This is a genomic window from Peptoniphilus olsenii (assembly GCF_040545475.1).
Classification (GTDB): domain Bacteria; phylum Bacillota; class Clostridia; order Tissierellales; family Peptoniphilaceae; genus Peptoniphilus_A; species Peptoniphilus_A olsenii.
Genome location: NZ_JBEPMA010000004.1, coordinates 59,547 through 77,346 on the forward strand (window position 1 = coordinate 59,547; position 17,800 = coordinate 77,346).

The window sequence follows — 17,800 nt, forward strand, 5'->3', positions numbered from 1 at the left end:
AATGGAGAGTAGTTTTTACTCTCCATTTTGCTTTGTAATTTTTAAAATTATTATTCCAAGTACATCTTGAAATTTTAAATGTAAATCTTGTAATCTAGCTTTTATTAGACTTTCCTCACAAGTGTAAGAAAAACACACTCTCTTACCATCTTCGTCATCATACCAACAGGAACCTATAATAAATCCTTTTTCTTTGCATTCTTTTCTCATTTTCTTTTCTAATTTATATCTATAAATTAATTTTCGTAAAAACTTCATATTTTAATTGTCTAAAGAAACTAATGATGAACGGCTAGGAATATTGCTAGCACCTGTCACAGAATAGACATAAGCATTTCTAAATGCAACTGTTACATTTTTCTCTGAATAAGGTATATGGAAATAGTCTGTAGAACCAACAATTCTATCATAAACTCCATTATAACCAAAATCTTCAATTCTATTACTGTAAAAAGTTTTTTTATTCATAAAACCTGCAGAAGTACAAGAAATATTAGCTCTTACTCCTTTTATTTGTGGGAGGTTAACATCCCAATATAAAAAGCCATTTTCTGTATTTTTATTATATCTAAGACCTAGGTGCATTGTTCCAATAGCTCTTCTTAAAATTTCATGCTCACTAGGCGAGTAAGACATAAAATCAGCTTTTTCTGATTCTGTATTGAAGTAAACAGTTATACCCTTATTTAATTCCTCAACAGAAACTTCAAATTCATTACCATTTGGATCTAAAAAATATATAGAACTATCGGACTGAGCAAAAACCAAATTTGAACATAATACAATAACTATAATTAAAAATGTTAGTAAGTTAAATTTTTTAAATTTCATATGACACCTCCATGATTTTAAATTAACAAAGAAAAAGATTTACTTAAAAGAGTAGTACCCATTATCTACTAAATTAAACATAAAACTCTATAAAAGTGTCACAAAAATAAAATTAATTAAGAACCATATCATCTTGAATAGCAATTCGAATAAAATAAATGTAAGAGCATACCAACCTACGAAATTAATACTTGATCTATTTTCAAATTCATCTCTAAACTGTGTAAGAGCAATTAAAAGTGAAAGTATAATCAAAATTACTGTAGCAAGAGGCATTGGTGTAAGTGCAGATAACAAATTATATTTGAAAAATCCTCCAAAAGGAGAGATGATAAATGCTACAAATAAAAATACCTTGCAAATTATCCAATTGATTAAGGCTGATTTTTTTAACTCTTGGGTAGATACATACATATCGTCTCTGTCAATTGCTATATTTAAAGGAACATAAAATTCTACATAATCAAAGGCTAGTTTTAAAATAATTGAAATAATAATTGCAAAATTAAAACCGAATTGTCCAATGATAACTTGAATTGCGGTTAGCGCAGCACCAATAGCTAATATTATTTTAGATTCTTGTGTTCCTATATCTTTAATATAGTTAGATAATTTTTTATCTAGAATGCCAAGCTTTTCAGTTGCTATCAATAATAGATTAAAAATTCCGCTGTTTTTTGATTTTTTATTGATATTTTCTCTATTTGAAATATCACTTAAAACTTCAGCTGAGCCCACAGTTTGTGACAGTCTTTTCTTATCAGATGATAGATTTTTATTTTTAAATTTGTCAAATAATTTAAATGAAGAATCTTTAAAATCTTTCTTATCTTTTGATATTTTTTTAGACTTCATCGAATCTAAATTATTCTTTATATTATCTTTTACTTTAGAATTAGGTCTAGTAGCAATTTTATCTGAAGAATATTTTTTAGCTTCATAATTTTCTAAATCTTTGATATCGATTTTAGGTGTCTCTAAAGTATTTTCAAAACTTTTAGTTTCAATATCTGTAGATTTAGAAACTTCAATATTCTTTTTCTTGTTAGAATCTTCATCTTCGTTATTAATTGAAGAAAAAATTGAAAACTCGTCATCATCTTCGTTTATAAAAGATTTCCATTTTTCTTTTAAAGAAAACTTTTTAGGTTTATCTTTTTCTGAAGAATTAGAATCTGTATAATCTGTTGCTTCTTTTTTATCTGAATCTTCAATATTATCTTGATAATTAGATTTCTTTAGTTCTTCTTGAACTCTCTTAATAAGTTCTTTTTGACTTATATTAAAATTATCTTTTGACTTATTATAAGTAGTAACAGAAGGATTATCTTTTGTTATATTATTAGAATTATCAGAAAAATTATCTAAATTCCCTTTAGAAGATTTTTCGGTATTTTTATAATTATTATTTAATTTTTTATTTTTTATATTTTTATCTGAATGAGAAACACTTGAATTGGTCTTTGGTTTAGAAATCGGATCAGAAGATTTTTCTTTAAAATGGTTTTCATCCTCATTAGAATAAAGGCCAGCACTTCCTGTTTCGTAGTCAGCAATATTTTTAGATATTCTTTTATCGACTTCTGCTATTATATTCTTAATATCATCAGTAGTGTCAATTTTATCTATGGATATTGGTTTAAAAACACGAGTTTCTTGCGATGATTTTGTCTTATTCTCTGGAATATAATTATCGTCTTTTTCAATTTTTATATGAACATTCCTAAGGTTTTTACCACAGGATGCACAAAAATTGTCATTTTCAGAAACTTTATTTCCACAATTTGGACAATACAAAGGCACACCTTCTTTCTTTTTATTAATATATTATAACATATAAAAGTATTATTGTTTTTACTAGGTAAAAATATTTTGAGTATTTTGTATAAAAAAAGAAGCCCATTAAAGGACTTCTCTTAAAAGTAAGCTAAATTATTTTGCAGTTTCTTCAGTAGTGTTTTCAGCTGCAGCATTGTTAGTAGCTTCTTCTTCTTTTTCAGTTTCAGCAGCGTTGTTAACTTCTTCTTTTTCTTCTTCAGCGTTAGCTTCTACATTAGCTTTATTAGCTTCTGCTTGTTCTTCAATAGCGTTTTTTTCAGCGTTAGCTGCATTGTTAGTTGCTTTTTCATCTTTACCTTGGCAAGCTACCATACCTAGCATTAAAGCTGAGATAAGTCCAACACTTGCAATTTTCTTTAAGTTTTTCATTTTATTTCCTCCTAAATTGATCTTCATATGATCTTTATTTATCTATATGATAGTCCATGCTTGTGATAGTTTTGTGAAAGGGATGTTAAAGTTTATAGAATAAAAAATAATACTAATTGTAAAAATATTTTATATGTATTTTTAACAAGTCATGTATAATATAAGATGGTGAGGAAATGTATAAAGCACTTTATAGAAAATATAGATCTAAAACTTTTGACGAGTTGTACGGACAAGAAGCAGTAGTAGCTTCATTAAAAAATCAAGTAAAGAACAATGAACTTAATCATGCTTATATTTTTTCAGGAACTCGAGGTACTGGAAAAACTTCTGCTGCCAAAATTTTAGCTAGAGCAGTAAATTGTTTAAATCCTAAGGACGGCAACCCATGCAATGAATGTGAAAATTGTAAATCTATACTTGAAGATAGAGCTATGGATGTTGTCGAAATGGACGCAGCAAGTAATAATGGTGTAGATGATATAAGAGAATTAAAAGAAAAAGTTATATATCCACCAACCAAGTTAAAATATAAAGTATATATAATTGATGAAGTCCATATGCTATCAAAAGGGGCTTTTAATGCTTTATTAAAAATATTAGAGGAACCACCTGCGCATTTGATTTTTATACTTGCTACTACAGAATTGGAAAAAATACCACCGACTATAATGTCAAGAGCTCAAAAATTTAGCTTCAAGAGGATTTCAAATGAAGACATTGTTGACAATTTAAAAAAGATTACTAAGTTAGAAAATAAAATATGTGATGATGAAGTATTTAATTTGGTGGCGAAAAGTTCTGACGGGGCCATGCGTGATGCACTTTCAGTACTTGATCAACTTCTTACTATTGATAAGGATAAAATTGAAGTTGAAGATGCCATGAAGATACTTGGTATTTCATCTAATAAATTGATTTTTGAACTTACAGACGCCTTAATAGATAAAGACCACAATAAGGGTTTAGAATTAATTGATGAAATTGCAAGAGCGGGTATTGATTTTTCTATTTTAATAAATCAACTGTTGGGCCATTTTAGAGATTTAATGTTAGTAAAAACTTTGAGACAGCCGGAAAAAATTGTTTTCTCTACTTACTTAAAGGACTTTGACTTACAATCGCATAAAATTGAAATGAGTGACTTACTAGAGATTATAGAATTGCTCACAAATTTAAGTGTGGATATGAGATATGCAGAAAATAAGAGAGTTTTAGTAGAGATGACAGTTATCAAAATTTCTATGAGATATGGGAAAAAGGAAATTATCTCTAGAATAGAAGAACTTGAAAATAAAATAAATTCGAATAATTTTACAATTGATAAAAAAGAAAGTAGTAAAGCTTTTAACAATAAAAATGCTTATTCAAATGAATTTAAAGAAAATGCAACAATAAAAGAAAAAACTAAAACACCACAACTTGACAAATCGCATGGTGAAAATAATAAAGATAAAGTAAATTATTGCGAAACTCAAAATATTGAAAAAGGAACTCAATCTGATATAATTAAAGAAGATGTATCTATAGAAGATATACAAAAAAATTGGCCAAATATATTACAAGAAGTTAAAGTTAAAAAACTTCCTTTGTTTTCGTATTTAAAAGAAGGAGTTCCTACTTCTTTTACTAACAATGTGCTGGAAATTGATTTTTCAAACACAAATATTATGTTCTACAAGATGTGTAATAATGACGAAAATAAAGAAGTTATTGCTCAAGTTTTCGAAGCTATATATGGTTTTAGGATTGAAGCTAGATTTATTTTTAAGCAAACAAAAGCAAATAACAAATTAGAAGATTTATTTGGCAAAGATAATATAGAAGAAATTTAATCTAAATATAGGAGGAAATATGGCAAGAGGCGGATTTGGCGGCTTCCCTGGCGGAGGCGGCAGAAACAATATGATGAAGCAAATAGAAAAGCTTCAAAAACAAATGGAAGAGATGCAAGAAGACTTAGCAAATCAAGAAATTACTGAAAGTTCTGGCGGTGGAGCAGTTGAGGCCACAGTAAACGGAAATAAAGAACTTATTAAAATAAAACTAGATAAAGAAGCAGTTGATCCTGATGATGTAGAGATGCTTGAGGATTTAATTGTAGCTGCAGTTAACTCGGCAATGAAAAGTGCAGAAGAAAAGATGTCATCAAAAATGGGCAAATTAACTGGCGGACTAAATATTCCAGGGCTATAATTATCATGGATAAAGCTGGTCCTATAGAAGACTTAATAAAAAAACTTAATAAACTTCCAGGCATTGGTTCCAAAACTGCCCAACGGCTAGCTTATCACATTATAGATATGGAAGATATCGATGTTAAAGAGCTTGCAAAGTCTATAGTGCGTGCAAAGACAGATATTGTTCAATGCAGTGAATGTATGAATTTTAGTGATAAAGATCCTTGCGACATTTGTCAAAATAAAACTAGAGATGATTCTGTCATATGTGTTGTAGAATATCCTAAGGATGTAGAAGCTATGGAAAGATCTATGAGTTTTAATGGAAAATATCATGTTTTACATGGTGTAATATCTCCAATGAAAGGTTATACAGCAGACGATGTGAAAGTTCGTGAGCTTTTGAGAAGATTAGAAGATGGCAAAGTTAAAGAAGTTATAATAGCGACAAATCCTACAACAGATGGTGATACAACTGCAATGTATTTAAAAAATCTCTTGGAACCATATAATGTTGAAGTTACTAGAATTGGATATGGACTCCCAGTGGGTGGAGATTTAGAATTTTATGATGAGTTAACTATATCTACCGCAATGAAAAATCGTAGAAAATTAAATTAATTTTTGGGTTCGCCCAAAAATTTTTTTAATGAAAATTATTTTGTAAATTGGGTAAAAATTAAAGAATAAAAAGAATAAATGGGGGGAGATTTTTGTCGAAAAAAAATAAAAATGATTTTAAAAAATATATTCCAACAATATTATATATATTATTGGCAATAGTGACTTTTTATATGATAGCTATAGTTTTTATACCAAAACTTAATAAAGATGATAGCATAAAAACTACAGACTATGTTACTTTCGTTAAAATGGTAAATGAAGGGAAAGTAAAAAAAGCACAATTGACAGATAAAACTGTAGCCTTTGAAGTTAAAAATAAAGATAAAGTACAAAAATACGAAGCTAATAGAATATATGATCCCAATCTAATTGACAGATTAGTAGATAATAATGTAAAGAGCGATCAAGTTTACAAAGAGGAACTTAATCCGTTTTTGTCTTTTATTATCTCAACATTAGGCACTATATTTGTGCTTGTAGTAGTTTGGACAATTCTATCAAAAATAATCTTTGGCAAACTTGGTGAAGGCGGCGGTATTGGTCCTATGAATTTTGGTAAAAGTGGTGCCAAAATTTATGTAGAATCAACAGATGGCATAAAATTTGATTCTGTTGCAGGTCAAGAAGAAGCTAAAGAAGCCCTTAGTGAATTAGTGGACTTCTTGAATAATCCAAGAAAATATACAAAGATAGGTGCAAAATTACCTAAGGGAGCTTTATTAGTGGGGCCTCCGGGTACTGGTAAAACTTTGCTTGCAAAAGCAGTAGCAGGTGAAGCAGGAGTGCCATTTTTTTCTATATCAGGTTCTGCTTTTGTGGAAATGTTTGTTGGTCTTGGGGCTGCTAAAGTCCGTGATTTATTTAAACAAGCAGAAGAAAAAGCACCATGTATAATTTTCATTGATGAAATTGATACTATAGGTAAAAAAAGAGAAGCCAGTGGATTTTCTGGAAATGATGAAAGAGAGCAAACTTTAAATCAACTTCTTTCTGAAATGGATGGATTTGATGCAAGAAGTGGAGTAGTGATACTTGCTGCAACTAATAGACCAGACTCTCTCGATCCAGCACTTCTACGTCCAGGAAGATTCGATAGAAGAATACCCGTTGAACTGCCAGATTTAGCTGGTAGAGTAGCAATACTAAAAGTTCATTCAAAACCAATAAAAAAAGATGAAGATATTGATTATGAACAAGTAGGTAAAGCTACTGCAGGAGCAAGTGGGGCAGATCTTGCAAATATGATTAACGAGGCTGCTTTAAGAGCGGTGCGTCATGGTAGAGATAAAATGACACAACGTGATATTGAAGAGTCAGTTGAAGTGGTACTAGCAGGATATGAAAAGAAAAATTCTGTAATATCTCCAAAAGAAAAGAGAATTATTGCATATCATGAAGTAGGTCATGCTCTTGTAGCTGCTAAACAAAAAGATACAGCTCCAGTTCACAAGATTACAATTATTCCTAGAACATCTGGAGCACTTGGTTATACAATGCAAGTAGACGAAGAAGAGAAGTTTTTAATGTCTAAAGAAGATGCCTTCAATACTATTGTAACTTTAACTGGAGGCAGATCTGCTGAAGAAATAATATTCAATTCCAGAACTAGTGGTGCCGCTAATGACATCGAAAAGGCGACAAAAATTGCAAAAGCAATGGTTACTCGTTTTGGAATGACTGATGAGTTTGGTTTTGTTGCATTAGAGAGCATGTCTAATATTTATTTGGGTGGCGATTCATCTCTTCAATGTTCACCACAAACACAATATGAAATTGACGAGGCTGTTCAAAAGATTATTGATGAAGCTCATGAAAAAGCACTTAATATTTTACAAGATAATATTAAGGCTTTACACGCAATAGCAGAATATCTATTGCGTCAAGAAACTATAACTGGTGAGGAATTCATGGAAATTTTAAAAGAATATGAAGAAAATAAAAATCAAACCAAAGATGAAATGAGTTTAGAAAAAACTTCATCGAATTCTAAAGATTCGGATGATGATAATGAATTAATATAATAAAACATCTCTAAAATATTATATAGAGAGTTTTGAAACTAGTGTATACAAAAACTTATTTAAAACATATTCTTTATATGTGTTAAACTGATGTAAAATATTATAGTTTTTTGAAAATATATAATTTATTAAAATAAGGGGTTAATTTAATATTAATCCCTATTTTAATTTTAAAAGTGAATGAAAATTGGTATATATAATAAGACAAGTTATTTTTTTACAGAAGTAGAAAAATAAAATAAAAGGAGGAAAAAGAATGATATTTACAAATGGCGTTGTTTTGTCGGTAATTATACTGGCGGCTTTATGTTTAATTAACGTGCCAGTATTTTTTGCATTGATGATTTCAGCTATATCGGCGGGATTATTTTCTGGTCTTAACTTAGGTGAAACAATGTCTTTATTAATTGGCGGTATGGGGAATAATGCAGAAACTGCACTTAGCTATATATTATTAGGTTCTCTTGCATATGCAATGGAGGAGACGGGTGCTGCTGCTATTATGGCAAAAAAAATAGGAAGTTTAGTTAAAAATAATAAAATAGTATTGTGTTTAATAATAGTAATTATTGGTATACTTGCTGAAACTGTTATCCCAATTCATATCGCATTTATTCCGATTTTAATTCCGCCACTATTAGCGGTGATGAATAGACTTAAAATGAACAGAAAAATGCTTTCAGTATCTTTTGGTTTTGGTTTAAAGGCACCATACCTTGCTATACCTTTAGGTTATGGAGCAATATTCCAAGGCTTAATCGTCAAATCATTTAAGTCAAGTGGACTTAATATCACTGAGTTAGATGTAGTGAAAACTAACTGGATACCAGCTTTAATTATGGCAGGGGGGCTAGCTTTAGGTCTTATAATATTTTCCGGAGATAGGGAATACAAATCTTTGAATATAGAAGAAAAAGAAGAATTTAAAGATTTAAAACTGGAGAAAAAACATATTTTAGTTTTCTTTTCAGGTATCATAACAGTAGCCGTGCAAATACTTACAAAATCGCTACCACTTGGAGCATTAGTTGGTTTAATATTCATTGTTCTAACTAAAGTAGTAGCATGGGATAATATGCAAAAAATGCTTGACGGCGGTATAAAGATGATGGGCTTTATTGCGTTCGTAATGCTTGTAGCTGCTGGTTATGCAAATGTAGTAATAGAATCTGGTGCTGTCAATCAGTTAGTTGGTGTAGCTACAAATGTATTAGGCGGTTCAAAATTGATCGCATCATATGTAATGATTTTATTGGGATTATTAATTACCTTAGGAATTGGAACTTCTTTTGGTACAGTTCCCATTATTTCAGCAATTTATGTTCCTATAGCTATGAATTTAGGTTATTCACCAATGGCAACAATTTTACTGGTTACAATTGCAGCAGCATGTGGAGACGCTGGCTCACCTGCATCTGATACGACTCTTGGGCCAACATCTGGACTAAATGTAGATGGACAACATGATCATATCAGAGACACATGTATACCTCAATTTTTATGTTTTGGAGTTCCCCTTATAGTTGTAGGAGGCTTCATAACAACATTAATTTAATAAATATATTTAAATAAAAATATTATATTTTTAAATAAAATGTCAAAGAGTTGCTACTTAATGGACAAAAATCTATTTAGTAGCAACTTTTTTAATACTATTAATTGCTAATATAAACCAAATAGATTTTGGTATCAAAAAAGATAAGGTTTAAAAATATCAAAAATTAGCAAAGTGTGAAAATTTAGGAAATACTACAGAACCTCATATACATTTTCATATACAAAACAGAAAGGGGTTCACATTATCAGCTGGACTTCCTATAGAATTTAAAGATATAAATGTAAGTGAAGTTCAAGATTACTATAAATATGATACTAGGACTATTAATTCTGATTTTGACTATACTTTGTACATATAAGAAGAGGGCTCATAGTAAGTAATCGTTTAGAATAAAAATAAAAAGCTATTTAATATTAGATTTAATGTTATTAAAATAAAATTAATTCAGCACCAAAAGAATCTGAATTTTAAAGTATTCATGGTGCATTAAATTAATATTGCCACTTATTATGGTTATGTAAAATTTCTAGTAAATAACTAATTACTAAAAGCTTCAACTGATAAAATTATGATGTTCTTAATTAAATAATAGAAAATTTAAAATAAAAAAGACTTCTGTGGGGTGAATCAGAAGTCTTTTCGTGATTTTACATACATAAGTAAAGGATTTTAGTTTATGCAAATAAGTTTAAGGATTGTTTTGATTAAAATCACTATCTATATTATAACTCTTTTACACGAAATGTAAAGGGAAATTTTATTATATGGACATAATTCCATATAATGGAAAAAGATTTTATTTATTTTGACAATCTGGACATAAACCAATTAGTTCCACATTATGATTTTCTACTATATAACCAGTTTCTTTAGCTGCTGCTTTATCAAATTCGTGAAGGGGACAATTTTTTATGGAAGAAATTTTGCCACATTCTGAACATATAATAAAATGTCTATGCCCAAGTTGACCTGATTCATAGTATAAAAGGGCATTGGAGTATAGATTTTTCTTTAAAAGTCCTTCTTCAGCTAATTGTTTTAATATTCTATATAAAGAAGTAAAACTAGGTACATCTTCTTTATCTAATGCTTCGTAAATTTGCTCTGCATTCATAGGAACTTTTGAATCATTTAGAAGTTCTAAAATTGCTAATCGACCTTTAGTCACCTTTAAATTTTTGTCCCTTAACATGTCTTTATAATTTTCCATAATATCTCCTTTAAAATTTATTTACTTTTCAACATCTATTAATATATTATAACAGTTCGGTTAAAATTTCCAAAATAGGATTTTAAATATATTACAATACAATTCTTAAAAATTCAAGTTTTTAGAAAGATTAATCAAATTACAGTCAATAATTCTGTATTCTATTTTTGACCATAATTTTGTACAATAATTTTAATTAGTTTTTAGAAAAAACTTTTATACAGATTTTAATTATGGAAAAAATATTTCAAATAGATACAGGTAAAATTATATTTAAATGATTTAAACAATGAATGCTATTGATAATTATTTGTATTAGAGTATAATTGTTTTTATGCATAAATTAATTTAATATATTTCAAAATAATAATTATTGTATTTCAAAATTATATGTAAGATAATATTTATTGAAATTTGTGGAAGAATTGACTTTAAGAATTTTTGCTTAAAAACATTGTACCAGTTTTGGTTTCAAACGACCTATTCTTTTTACACAATTATATGAACTTGATCAAAAATTAATTTTTAGGAATTAATAAAATAGTGTTTTATAATTGTTAAAAATGCCATTTTGATAGGTTTTTATACTATGATTATTTGACTTATGTTCAATTTCTTTAATATCTTTTATAAGAAAATACCCACTATAAATAATTATGATTATTATTTTGTTGGTTATTTTAATTTATTGGGTATTCTATAAATAATGAGAAACTAAAATTTGAGATATTTTTAATATTTTACTTGTCTTGGGCAAGTAATTATTATTGTGAAATTAATTTAACAATAGTTTTTCAAAATAGATTTATTTTTTAGGAGGAATTTATGAAAATATTAAAAAAATTTGTTGTTTTTGTAGCTGCTGTTGTTTTACTTGCAGGATGTTCAAAAGCTGGTGACGTGAAATCTAATTCAGCAGACAAGGGTGATGAAAATGATGGTAAAATGAAAGTATACGCTTCAGTTTATCCTATGTATGATTTTGCACAAAAAATTGCTGGTGATAAAATGGATGTGGAATTAATAGTTCCATCTGGAGTAGAACCTCATGGCTGGGAGCCTGATCAAGATGCAATAAAAAAACTTGAACAAGCTGATGTATTTATTTATAATGGGGCTGGTCTTGAATCTTGGACTGATAAAGTTATCGACTCTCTTGATAACAAAGATTTAAAAGTTGTAGAAGCATCTAAAGGTGTTAATTATATTGAATCTGATCACGACCATGACCATGAACATAATCACGAAGCTATGGAAAATCATGAAGAACATAACCATGATGGCAATAATCATCATGAGGGAAACCACAATCATAATGAAGAAAATCACAATCATGAAGATCACGAACATGAACATGAACATGGTGGACTTGACCCACATGTTTGGATAGCTCCACTTAATGCAAAAATTGAATTTGAAAATATTAAAAATGCATTAGCAGAAGCTGATCCTGAAAATGCTGATTATTATGAGGCTAATTATGAAGAATATGCTAAAAAATTAGATGATTTACACAAAAAATATTCTGATGAATTATCTAATTTAAAAAATAATCAAATAGTTGTAAGTCATGAAGCTTATGGGTATTTATGTAAAGAATACAATTTAGAACAACTTGGCATCCAAGGTGTAAATGCTGAAACTGAACCAGATGCTAAGAAAATGGCAGAGATAACTAATTTTGTGAAAGAAAATAATGTAAAAACAATCTTTACTGAAGAACTTATAGATCCTAAAGTTGCAGAAATTATTGCTTTAGAAACTGGTGCAGAAGTTAAAGTTCTATCGCCGCTTGAAGGATTAAGTCAAGAACAAATTGAAAATAATGAAGATTATTTTAGCATTATGGAGAAGAATTTAGAAAATCTAATAGGAGCTTTGAAATAGTGAATGAACTTCTACTTGAAATTAAGAATTTAAGTTTTAAATATGGAAACAATTATATATTAAAAGATGTTAACTTTAATGTCTATAGGGGCGATTATATCGCCCTTATAGGTTCTAATGGGGCTGGTAAATCTACTTTTGTTAAACTTATTTTAAATCAGCTTAAACCTAATAAAGGAGAAATAGATTTTCGTCAAAATATGAAGTATTCAGAAATTGGATATGTACCACAACTTGACACATCAAAGAATTTGGAGTTTCCAATTACAGTATTTGAATTGGTATCTTTGGCACTTTTTTCTAAAGATAAAAGAGGTTTTAATAGATTATCCAATGATGATAAAAATAAAATCAATGAAGCGCTCAATTTGGTAAAAATGACTGATTATCATAAAAACTTATATTCTGAATTATCAGGTGGACAACGTCAAAGAGTTCTCATTGCAAAGACTCTCGTATCTACACCTAAATTTTTGATACTAGATGAGCCCATGACAGGCATAGATAAAGAATCAAAAGAAGCACTTTTCGAACTCTTAAATCATATCAATAAAGACCACGGTGTTACAATACTTATGATAACTCATGATTTAGAAGAGGTAAGGAAGAATGTAAATAAGATATTTATAGTTGAAGAGCACAAAATAAAGGAAGTGAAGTAATGGATATTTTTTCATATTCATATATGATAAAGGCCCTGATAGTCGGCATTGCGATTTCAATAATAATTCCTTTTATGGGAGTTGTAGTTGTAAATAAAAAGATTTCCATTATAGGCGATGCACTTTCTCATGTGTCTTTAGCAGGAGTAATGCTTGGACTTATAACATCTACATCGCCAATTGTTGGTGCAATCATACTTTGTATTTTTGCGTCATTATTTTTGGAATTTGTCAGGACCAAATTTCCTGGTTACCAAGAAATATCTACAGCAATAGTTATGAGTACGGGGATAGGACTAGCTTCGATTCTGTCTGGGTTCGTAAAAAAGTCTGCTAATTTTGAGTCTTTTTTATTTGGCTCAATAATTGCCATTCCAACATTTGACTTTTATTTGATACTTGCGGTGTCGGGATTGGTCTTTTTAGTTTTTATATATCTATTTAAGGACTTAATGTATATATCTTTTGATGAATCATCAGCAAGACTTGCTGGTATAAATGTGGATAGAATTAATCTTATTTTTATGATACTAATAGCAATTACAATTTCAGTATCAGCAAGGACCGTTGGTATTTTAATTATATCATCGCTTATGGTAATCCCTGTAGCATGTGCCATGCAATTTAAATTGGGATATGTGAAAACGACACTACTATCTTCAATATTTGGAGTAATATTTACAGTTTTAGGACTCGTTTTGTCATTTTATTTAGGACTTAAACCGGGTGGTACTATTGTATTGATAGGTGTTATATTTTTAATAATTTTATTAATAAGAAAAAGATAAGTGTATTAGAAATTTTGATTTCCAATACACTTTTTATTATTTAGAATTTATATGAATAAAATTATCTAGTTCTATATATTTATAATGATTTTTGCCATATGTGCGATAATAAATATTGGATCCTTTTTTTGTTTTCGTACTATTAGCTACCTTATTATTTTTTTCGGCATTATAAAAGTCCCCATTAATATAGTAATAAATAGTTTTATCATTTTCGACATTATAGAAAATATTACCACTAAAATCTTTATTAATTCCATTATAATTTGTATCTAAGCTGACATCTAAAACACGATTAATTGTGTTATTTTTGTTATTCATTTCAATATAGAATATAATTTTTGGTTTATATATTAATGTTAAATCAATACCACGTGTGATTTTTAAGTAGGAAAAATCATTGCCATTTTTCAAGTTATTTTTGGATATTATATTTTTGTTATTTTTTATTGAATTATTGTCATCAAATATTTTATTGTAGATTTCATCACATGTTAAAAACTTTTCTTCATCTAAAGAATCAGCGGAAACAATTGGTTTTTTCGTAAAATACGGAATTAAAATAATCAGCAAAATTGAAAAAATTATAAATAACCTGTCTTTTGAATTCAAAACCATACCTCCCATAGTTTATTTAATTAGTATTATACTATACTATACTAGGTGTTTGTGCTAAATAATAATATATTACTACTTGCTATTATAATAGTGAATTATTACACGTTTTAGGGTAGAATGGAATATAGAATAGTACATTTTATGGTGATAGATATGAAAAAAACTAATGCAATTAGAATATTAGAAAGCAACAATATTGATTACGAGCTTATTGAATATTCAACTAAAGACGGAATAGGTGGTATGGATGTTGCCACTAAACTTAGTGAGAATCCCAGAACTGTTTTTAAAACCTTAGTGACTGAGTCAAAAGAAAACGAGAATTTTGTATTTGTAGTACCGGTGGATAAAGAACTTGATTTAAAAAAAGCAGCAGAGTGTGTGAATTCTAAAAAAATTGAGATGATACCTCAAAAAAATTACTGCCGCTTACTGGTTATATTCATGGGGGATGCTCCCCAGTAGGCATGAAAAAAGATTTCAAAACTTTAATTGATATTTCTGCTAAGGATAGAAATTATATATATTTGAGTGCTGGGAAAGTTGGTTTGCAAATGAGAATAAGACCAACTGATCTTGCAAAGATTCTTGATATTAGTTTTGTTGATATTACGAAGGAGTAGTTATGTATAGAGAAATATATGATAAATGGAATAAGTATAGTGGTTTAGATGAAGAACTAAAAAAAGAACTTATTTCAATTGAAAAAAATGACGATGAAATTAAAGATAGATTCTATAAAGAATTAGAATTTGGCACGGCAGGACTTCGTGGGATATTGGGTGCTGGAACTAATAGAATGAATTATATTACTGTTGCAAAAACAGCACTTGCTCTTGCTAGTTTGATTAAGTCTCGTGGTGAAGAAGCTTGCAGTAGAGGTGTAGTAATTGGAAGAGACATGCGCAAGTTATCTTATGAATTTTCTATTATTACCGCTAAGATTTTGGCTGAGAATGGGATAAAGGTATATTTGTTTACAGGTATCAGACCTACTCCAATTCTCGCATATTCTATAAGATATTTAAATACTATTTCTGGAATTATGATTACAGCTTCTCACAATCCTAAATTTTATAATGGCTTTAAACTATATTGGGAGAAAGGGTCCCAAATTTTAAATGATATAGCAGAAGAAATGCAAAATAGAGCTTTAGAAATTGATATTTTTGAATATGATTTTACTAATTTAAAACCATTAAAAGATTATGAAAATATTAAATTCTTATCAGATAAAGTCATTACTTCATATTACAGAGAAACACTTAAACACTCTCTTGTTGATGATATAGATAAAGATATAAAGATTGTTTATACTCCACTAAATGGATGTGGCAATAGATATGTTAGAAAAATTTTAGATTTAAGAGGATTTAAAAATGTGTTCGTAGTTGATAAACAAGAAAATCCCGATGGTACTTTTAAAAATGTCAAAAATCCAAATCCTGAGGATATAAATGCTTTTGATTTAGCAATTAATCTTGCCAAAGAAAAAGAAGCTGATATTATAATAGCTACCGATCCAGACTCTGATAGAGTTGCTGTGTTAGAAAATGGTGAAGAAATCTTTCAAGTAAGTGGCAATGTTATGGGATTTTTGTTAGGAGCATTTATATTAGAAAGACTAAAAGATAGGGATATAAATATATCTAATGGTGCAATAGTAAAGACTATTGTAACTGGGGATATGATTGAAAAAATCGCTGCTGATTATGGAGTTAAGGTCGTAGAGACACTTACTGGTTTTAAAAACATATGCAATATGGCAAACATTTGGGATGAAACTGGGGAATATGAATTTTTATATGGGTATGAAGAGTCTATAGGTTATGTAATAGGTGAGCATGTAAGAGATAAAGACGCCATTATAACAATTATGGCCATTGCCGAAATGGCAGGATTTTTAAAGAAAAATGGTAAAAGTATAAAAGGCTATAAAGAAGAAATTGAAAAGAAATATGGATATTTTGAGGAATACCTGACTTCCGTTTATTTTGAAGGTATCGATGGAATTGAAAAAATGGATAAGATAATGAATAATTTTAGAGAAATAGAGGGATTTAAAAACTTGCCTCCAATTTTAAAAAAGATTGATTATCTTAATGATGAGTCTAGTCCTTCAAATGTTTTAAAATTTTATTTTGATGAAAATACTTGGTTTGCACTTAGACCTTCAGGTACAGAACCGAAAATAAAAATTTATGCTTATGCAATTGATTATGATAAATCAGTAGCGGAAGAAAAAATTAACAATTTAGTTAAAGAAGTTTTGGAAAAGATAAAAGCAGAGAGTAGGTGAGTAGATGATTTTATTTTGTGATTTTAATCCAAAAATTGTTCGCAAATATACAGTATCAGTAGAAAACGAAAATTTAATAGATAAATCTGAAATTTACCCAAGTGGACTTGGGATTGATATGGTTAAATTTGCATATAATATTGGAGTGAGTTCCGAGATACTTTTGTTAAAGGGTAATGTTATTGGAGATGAGATAACCCAAGCTCTTCAAAAAATGGATATTTCTCATCAGAGTGTAAAACTAAAGGACGATAATCTAGAGGAAATAATTATTGAAAATTCAGAGTTTTCAAATTCCTATAAATCTAAATCGCCAAGGATTACAATGGAAGACAAAAACTATCTTCTTGCTCAATTCGAAGATAGTGCTGTAGGCAAAAAGATAGTTGTAATTCCAAAAATCAATCACGAGAGTCTAGACAATTCTATTTATGATAAGATGGTAAAATTCTGCTACAATGAAAATATAAAAGTTGCAATAAATCCATCAAGCTTAGATGATATTAAAAACTTAAAACCTTATATTTTGATGTTAGATAAAACTGATTTATCTAGAGATATAAATCTTGAATACACAGGTCAGGTTTTAAAAATGAATGAAGAATTACTAAAAAAAGGTGTTGGATTGGTATTTGTCAACAGTAAAAGATCCACTATAATATCAACTAAAGAAAAAAATTATAGAGCATATCTAAATAAAGAAAAATTAGATAAAAATAATGTTATAGAAAAATTTAATACCCAATCTGCGCTTGCAGGTATGGCTGTAGCAATAGATAGAGATTATGATTTTATAACATCTATTAAACTTGCAATAGCTTGTGGAGTCTGCGATAATTTCTTAGAGGACTTTGAATTAGAAATGAGTTCTGTAAAAAAACTTATGAATAGTGTAGAAGTTGGAGAAATCTAGG

General features: G+C 28.8%; 16 protein-coding genes and 1 pseudogene. 11 read left to right on the forward strand and 6 right to left on the reverse strand.

Annotated features, from left to right (window positions below; all coding sequences use genetic code 11):
* Positions 1–15: 15 nt before the first annotated feature.
* From ABID14_RS04665 to ABID14_RS04680, 4 genes are all read right to left on the reverse strand, one after another.
* A complete protein-coding gene (locus tag ABID14_RS04665) occupies positions 16–258 on the reverse strand; it encodes a hypothetical protein (protein WP_354367641.1) in 243 nt (80 codons plus the stop codon).
* A gap of 3 nt (positions 259–261) precedes the next feature.
* Complete coding sequence (locus ABID14_RS04670; protein ID WP_354367643.1) at positions 262–831, reverse strand: VOC family protein; 570 nt, start codon at positions 829–831, stop codon at positions 262–264.
* Positions 832–918: 87 nt separating this feature from the next.
* Positions 919–2,634 (reverse strand): zinc ribbon domain-containing protein, encoded by a 1,716-nt coding sequence (locus ABID14_RS04675; RefSeq protein WP_354367645.1) that lies wholly within the window; start codon positions 2,632–2,634, stop codon positions 919–921.
* 129 nt (positions 2,635–2,763) lie between these two features.
* A complete protein-coding gene (locus ABID14_RS04680; RefSeq protein WP_354367647.1) occupies positions 2,764–3,039 on the reverse strand; it encodes a hypothetical protein in 276 nt (91 codons plus the stop codon).
* Between the two features lie 176 nt (positions 3,040–3,215).
* On the opposite strand from ABID14_RS04680, the gene dnaX reads away from it, so the two are divergent.
* From dnaX to ABID14_RS04705, 5 genes are all read left to right on the forward strand, one after another.
* Positions 3,216–4,874: a DNA polymerase III subunit gamma/tau gene (dnaX, locus tag ABID14_RS04685; protein ID WP_354367649.1), complete on the forward strand. Its 1,659-nt coding sequence runs from the start codon at positions 3,216–3,218 to the stop codon at positions 4,872–4,874.
* Between the two features lie 19 nt (positions 4,875–4,893).
* Positions 4,894–5,235, forward strand: a complete 342-nt coding sequence (locus ABID14_RS04690; protein ID WP_354367651.1) for a YbaB/EbfC family nucleoid-associated protein — start codon at positions 4,894–4,896, stop codon at positions 5,233–5,235.
* A gap of 5 nt (positions 5,236–5,240) precedes the next feature.
* The gene (gene recR, locus ABID14_RS04695) at positions 5,241–5,840 is read left to right on the forward strand and encodes a recombination mediator RecR (RefSeq protein ID WP_354367653.1); all 600 of its coding nucleotides are present in this window, start codon (positions 5,241–5,243) and stop codon (positions 5,838–5,840) included.
* 92 nt (positions 5,841–5,932) lie between these two features.
* Complete coding sequence (ftsH, locus tag ABID14_RS04700; RefSeq protein ID WP_354367654.1) at positions 5,933–7,864, forward strand: ATP-dependent zinc metalloprotease FtsH; 1,932 nt, start codon at positions 5,933–5,935, stop codon at positions 7,862–7,864.
* Between the two features lie 256 nt (positions 7,865–8,120).
* Positions 8,121–9,419 (forward strand): Na+/H+ antiporter NhaC family protein, encoded by a 1,299-nt coding sequence (locus ABID14_RS04705; protein ID WP_354367656.1) that lies wholly within the window; start codon positions 8,121–8,123, stop codon positions 9,417–9,419.
* A 799-nt stretch (positions 9,420–10,218) separates the two neighbouring features.
* Here the strand turns inward: ABID14_RS04705 and ABID14_RS04710 are convergent.
* Positions 10,219–10,632, reverse strand: coding sequence for a Fur family transcriptional regulator (locus tag ABID14_RS04710; protein ID WP_354367658.1), 414 nt, complete (start codon positions 10,630–10,632; stop codon positions 10,219–10,221).
* An 825-nt stretch (positions 10,633–11,457) separates the two neighbouring features.
* On the opposite strand from ABID14_RS04710, the gene ABID14_RS04715 reads away from it, so the two are divergent.
* Genes ABID14_RS04715 through ABID14_RS04725 form a run of 3 tightly spaced genes read left to right on the forward strand, consistent with a single transcriptional unit; the run spans position 11,458 to position 13,969 of the window.
* Positions 11,458–12,519, forward strand: coding sequence for a metal ABC transporter substrate-binding protein (locus ABID14_RS04715; protein WP_354367660.1), 1,062 nt, complete (start codon positions 11,458–11,460; stop codon positions 12,517–12,519).
* Entirely contained in the window at positions 12,519–13,181 is a 663-nt protein-coding gene (locus ABID14_RS04720; protein ID WP_354367662.1) for a metal ABC transporter ATP-binding protein, read from the forward strand. The genes ABID14_RS04715 and ABID14_RS04720 overlap by 1 nt, the downstream gene beginning before the upstream one ends.
* A complete protein-coding gene (locus ABID14_RS04725; RefSeq protein ID WP_354367664.1) occupies positions 13,181–13,969 on the forward strand; it encodes a metal ABC transporter permease in 789 nt (262 codons plus the stop codon). The genes ABID14_RS04720 and ABID14_RS04725 overlap by 1 nt, the downstream gene beginning before the upstream one ends.
* A 36-nt stretch (positions 13,970–14,005) precedes the next feature.
* Here the strand turns inward: ABID14_RS04725 and ABID14_RS04730 are convergent, their stop codons facing one another.
* Positions 14,006–14,581 carry a hypothetical protein gene (locus ABID14_RS04730; protein WP_354367666.1) on the reverse strand — a complete coding sequence of 192 codons (576 nt, stop codon included), beginning with the start codon at positions 14,579–14,581 and terminating at the stop codon, positions 14,006–14,008.
* Between the two features lie 159 nt (positions 14,582–14,740).
* On the opposite strand from ABID14_RS04730, the pseudogene ybaK reads away from it, so the two are divergent.
* The 3 genes and pseudogenes from ybaK (at position 14,741) to ABID14_RS04745 (ending at position 17,799) form a co-directional block, all read left to right on the forward strand.
* A pseudogene (gene ybaK / locus ABID14_RS04735) lies at positions 14,741–15,210 on the forward strand (Cys-tRNA(Pro) deacylase).
* Between the two features lie 2 nt (positions 15,211–15,212).
* Positions 15,213–16,886: a phospho-sugar mutase gene (locus ABID14_RS04740; RefSeq protein ID WP_354367668.1), complete on the forward strand. Its 1,674-nt coding sequence runs from the start codon at positions 15,213–15,215 to the stop codon at positions 16,884–16,886.
* Positions 16,887–16,890: 4 nt separating this feature from the next.
* Complete coding sequence (locus tag ABID14_RS04745; RefSeq protein ID WP_354367670.1) at positions 16,891–17,799, forward strand: 1-phosphofructokinase family hexose kinase; 909 nt, start codon at positions 16,891–16,893, stop codon at positions 17,797–17,799.
* The last annotated feature ends 1 nt before the right edge of the window (position 17,800 follow it).

Bases quoted from the DNA above. Each gene is read 5' to 3' on its own strand.
- dnaX (WP_354367649.1), top strand. From the start codon at position 3,216: ATGTATAAAGCACTTTATAGAAAATATAGATCTAAAACTTTTGACGAG.
- ABID14_RS04665 (WP_354367641.1), bottom strand. From the start codon at position 258: ATGAAGTTTTTACGAAAATTAATTTATAGATATAAATTAGAAAAGAAA.
- recR (WP_354367653.1), top strand. From the start codon at position 5,241: ATGGATAAAGCTGGTCCTATAGAAGACTTAATAAAAAAACTTAATAAA.
- ABID14_RS04670 (WP_354367643.1), bottom strand. From the start codon at position 831: ATGAAATTTAAAAAATTTAACTTACTAACATTTTTAATTATAGTTATT.
- ABID14_RS04740 (WP_354367668.1), top strand. From the start codon at position 15,213: ATGTATAGAGAAATATATGATAAATGGAATAAGTATAGTGGTTTAGAT.
- ABID14_RS04680 (WP_354367647.1), bottom strand. From the start codon at position 3,039: ATGAAAAACTTAAAGAAAATTGCAAGTGTTGGACTTATCTCAGCTTTA.
- ABID14_RS04745 (WP_354367670.1), top strand. From the start codon at position 16,891: ATGATTTTATTTTGTGATTTTAATCCAAAAATTGTTCGCAAATATACA.
- ABID14_RS04725 (WP_354367664.1), top strand. From the start codon at position 13,181: ATGGATATTTTTTCATATTCATATATGATAAAGGCCCTGATAGTCGGC.
- ABID14_RS04715 (WP_354367660.1), top strand. From the start codon at position 11,458: ATGAAAATATTAAAAAAATTTGTTGTTTTTGTAGCTGCTGTTGTTTTA.
- ABID14_RS04690 (WP_354367651.1), top strand. From the start codon at position 4,894: ATGGCAAGAGGCGGATTTGGCGGCTTCCCTGGCGGAGGCGGCAGAAAC.
- ABID14_RS04710 (WP_354367658.1), bottom strand. From the start codon at position 10,632: ATGGAAAATTATAAAGACATGTTAAGGGACAAAAATTTAAAGGTGACT.
- ABID14_RS04705 (WP_354367656.1), top strand. From the start codon at position 8,121: ATGATATTTACAAATGGCGTTGTTTTGTCGGTAATTATACTGGCGGCT.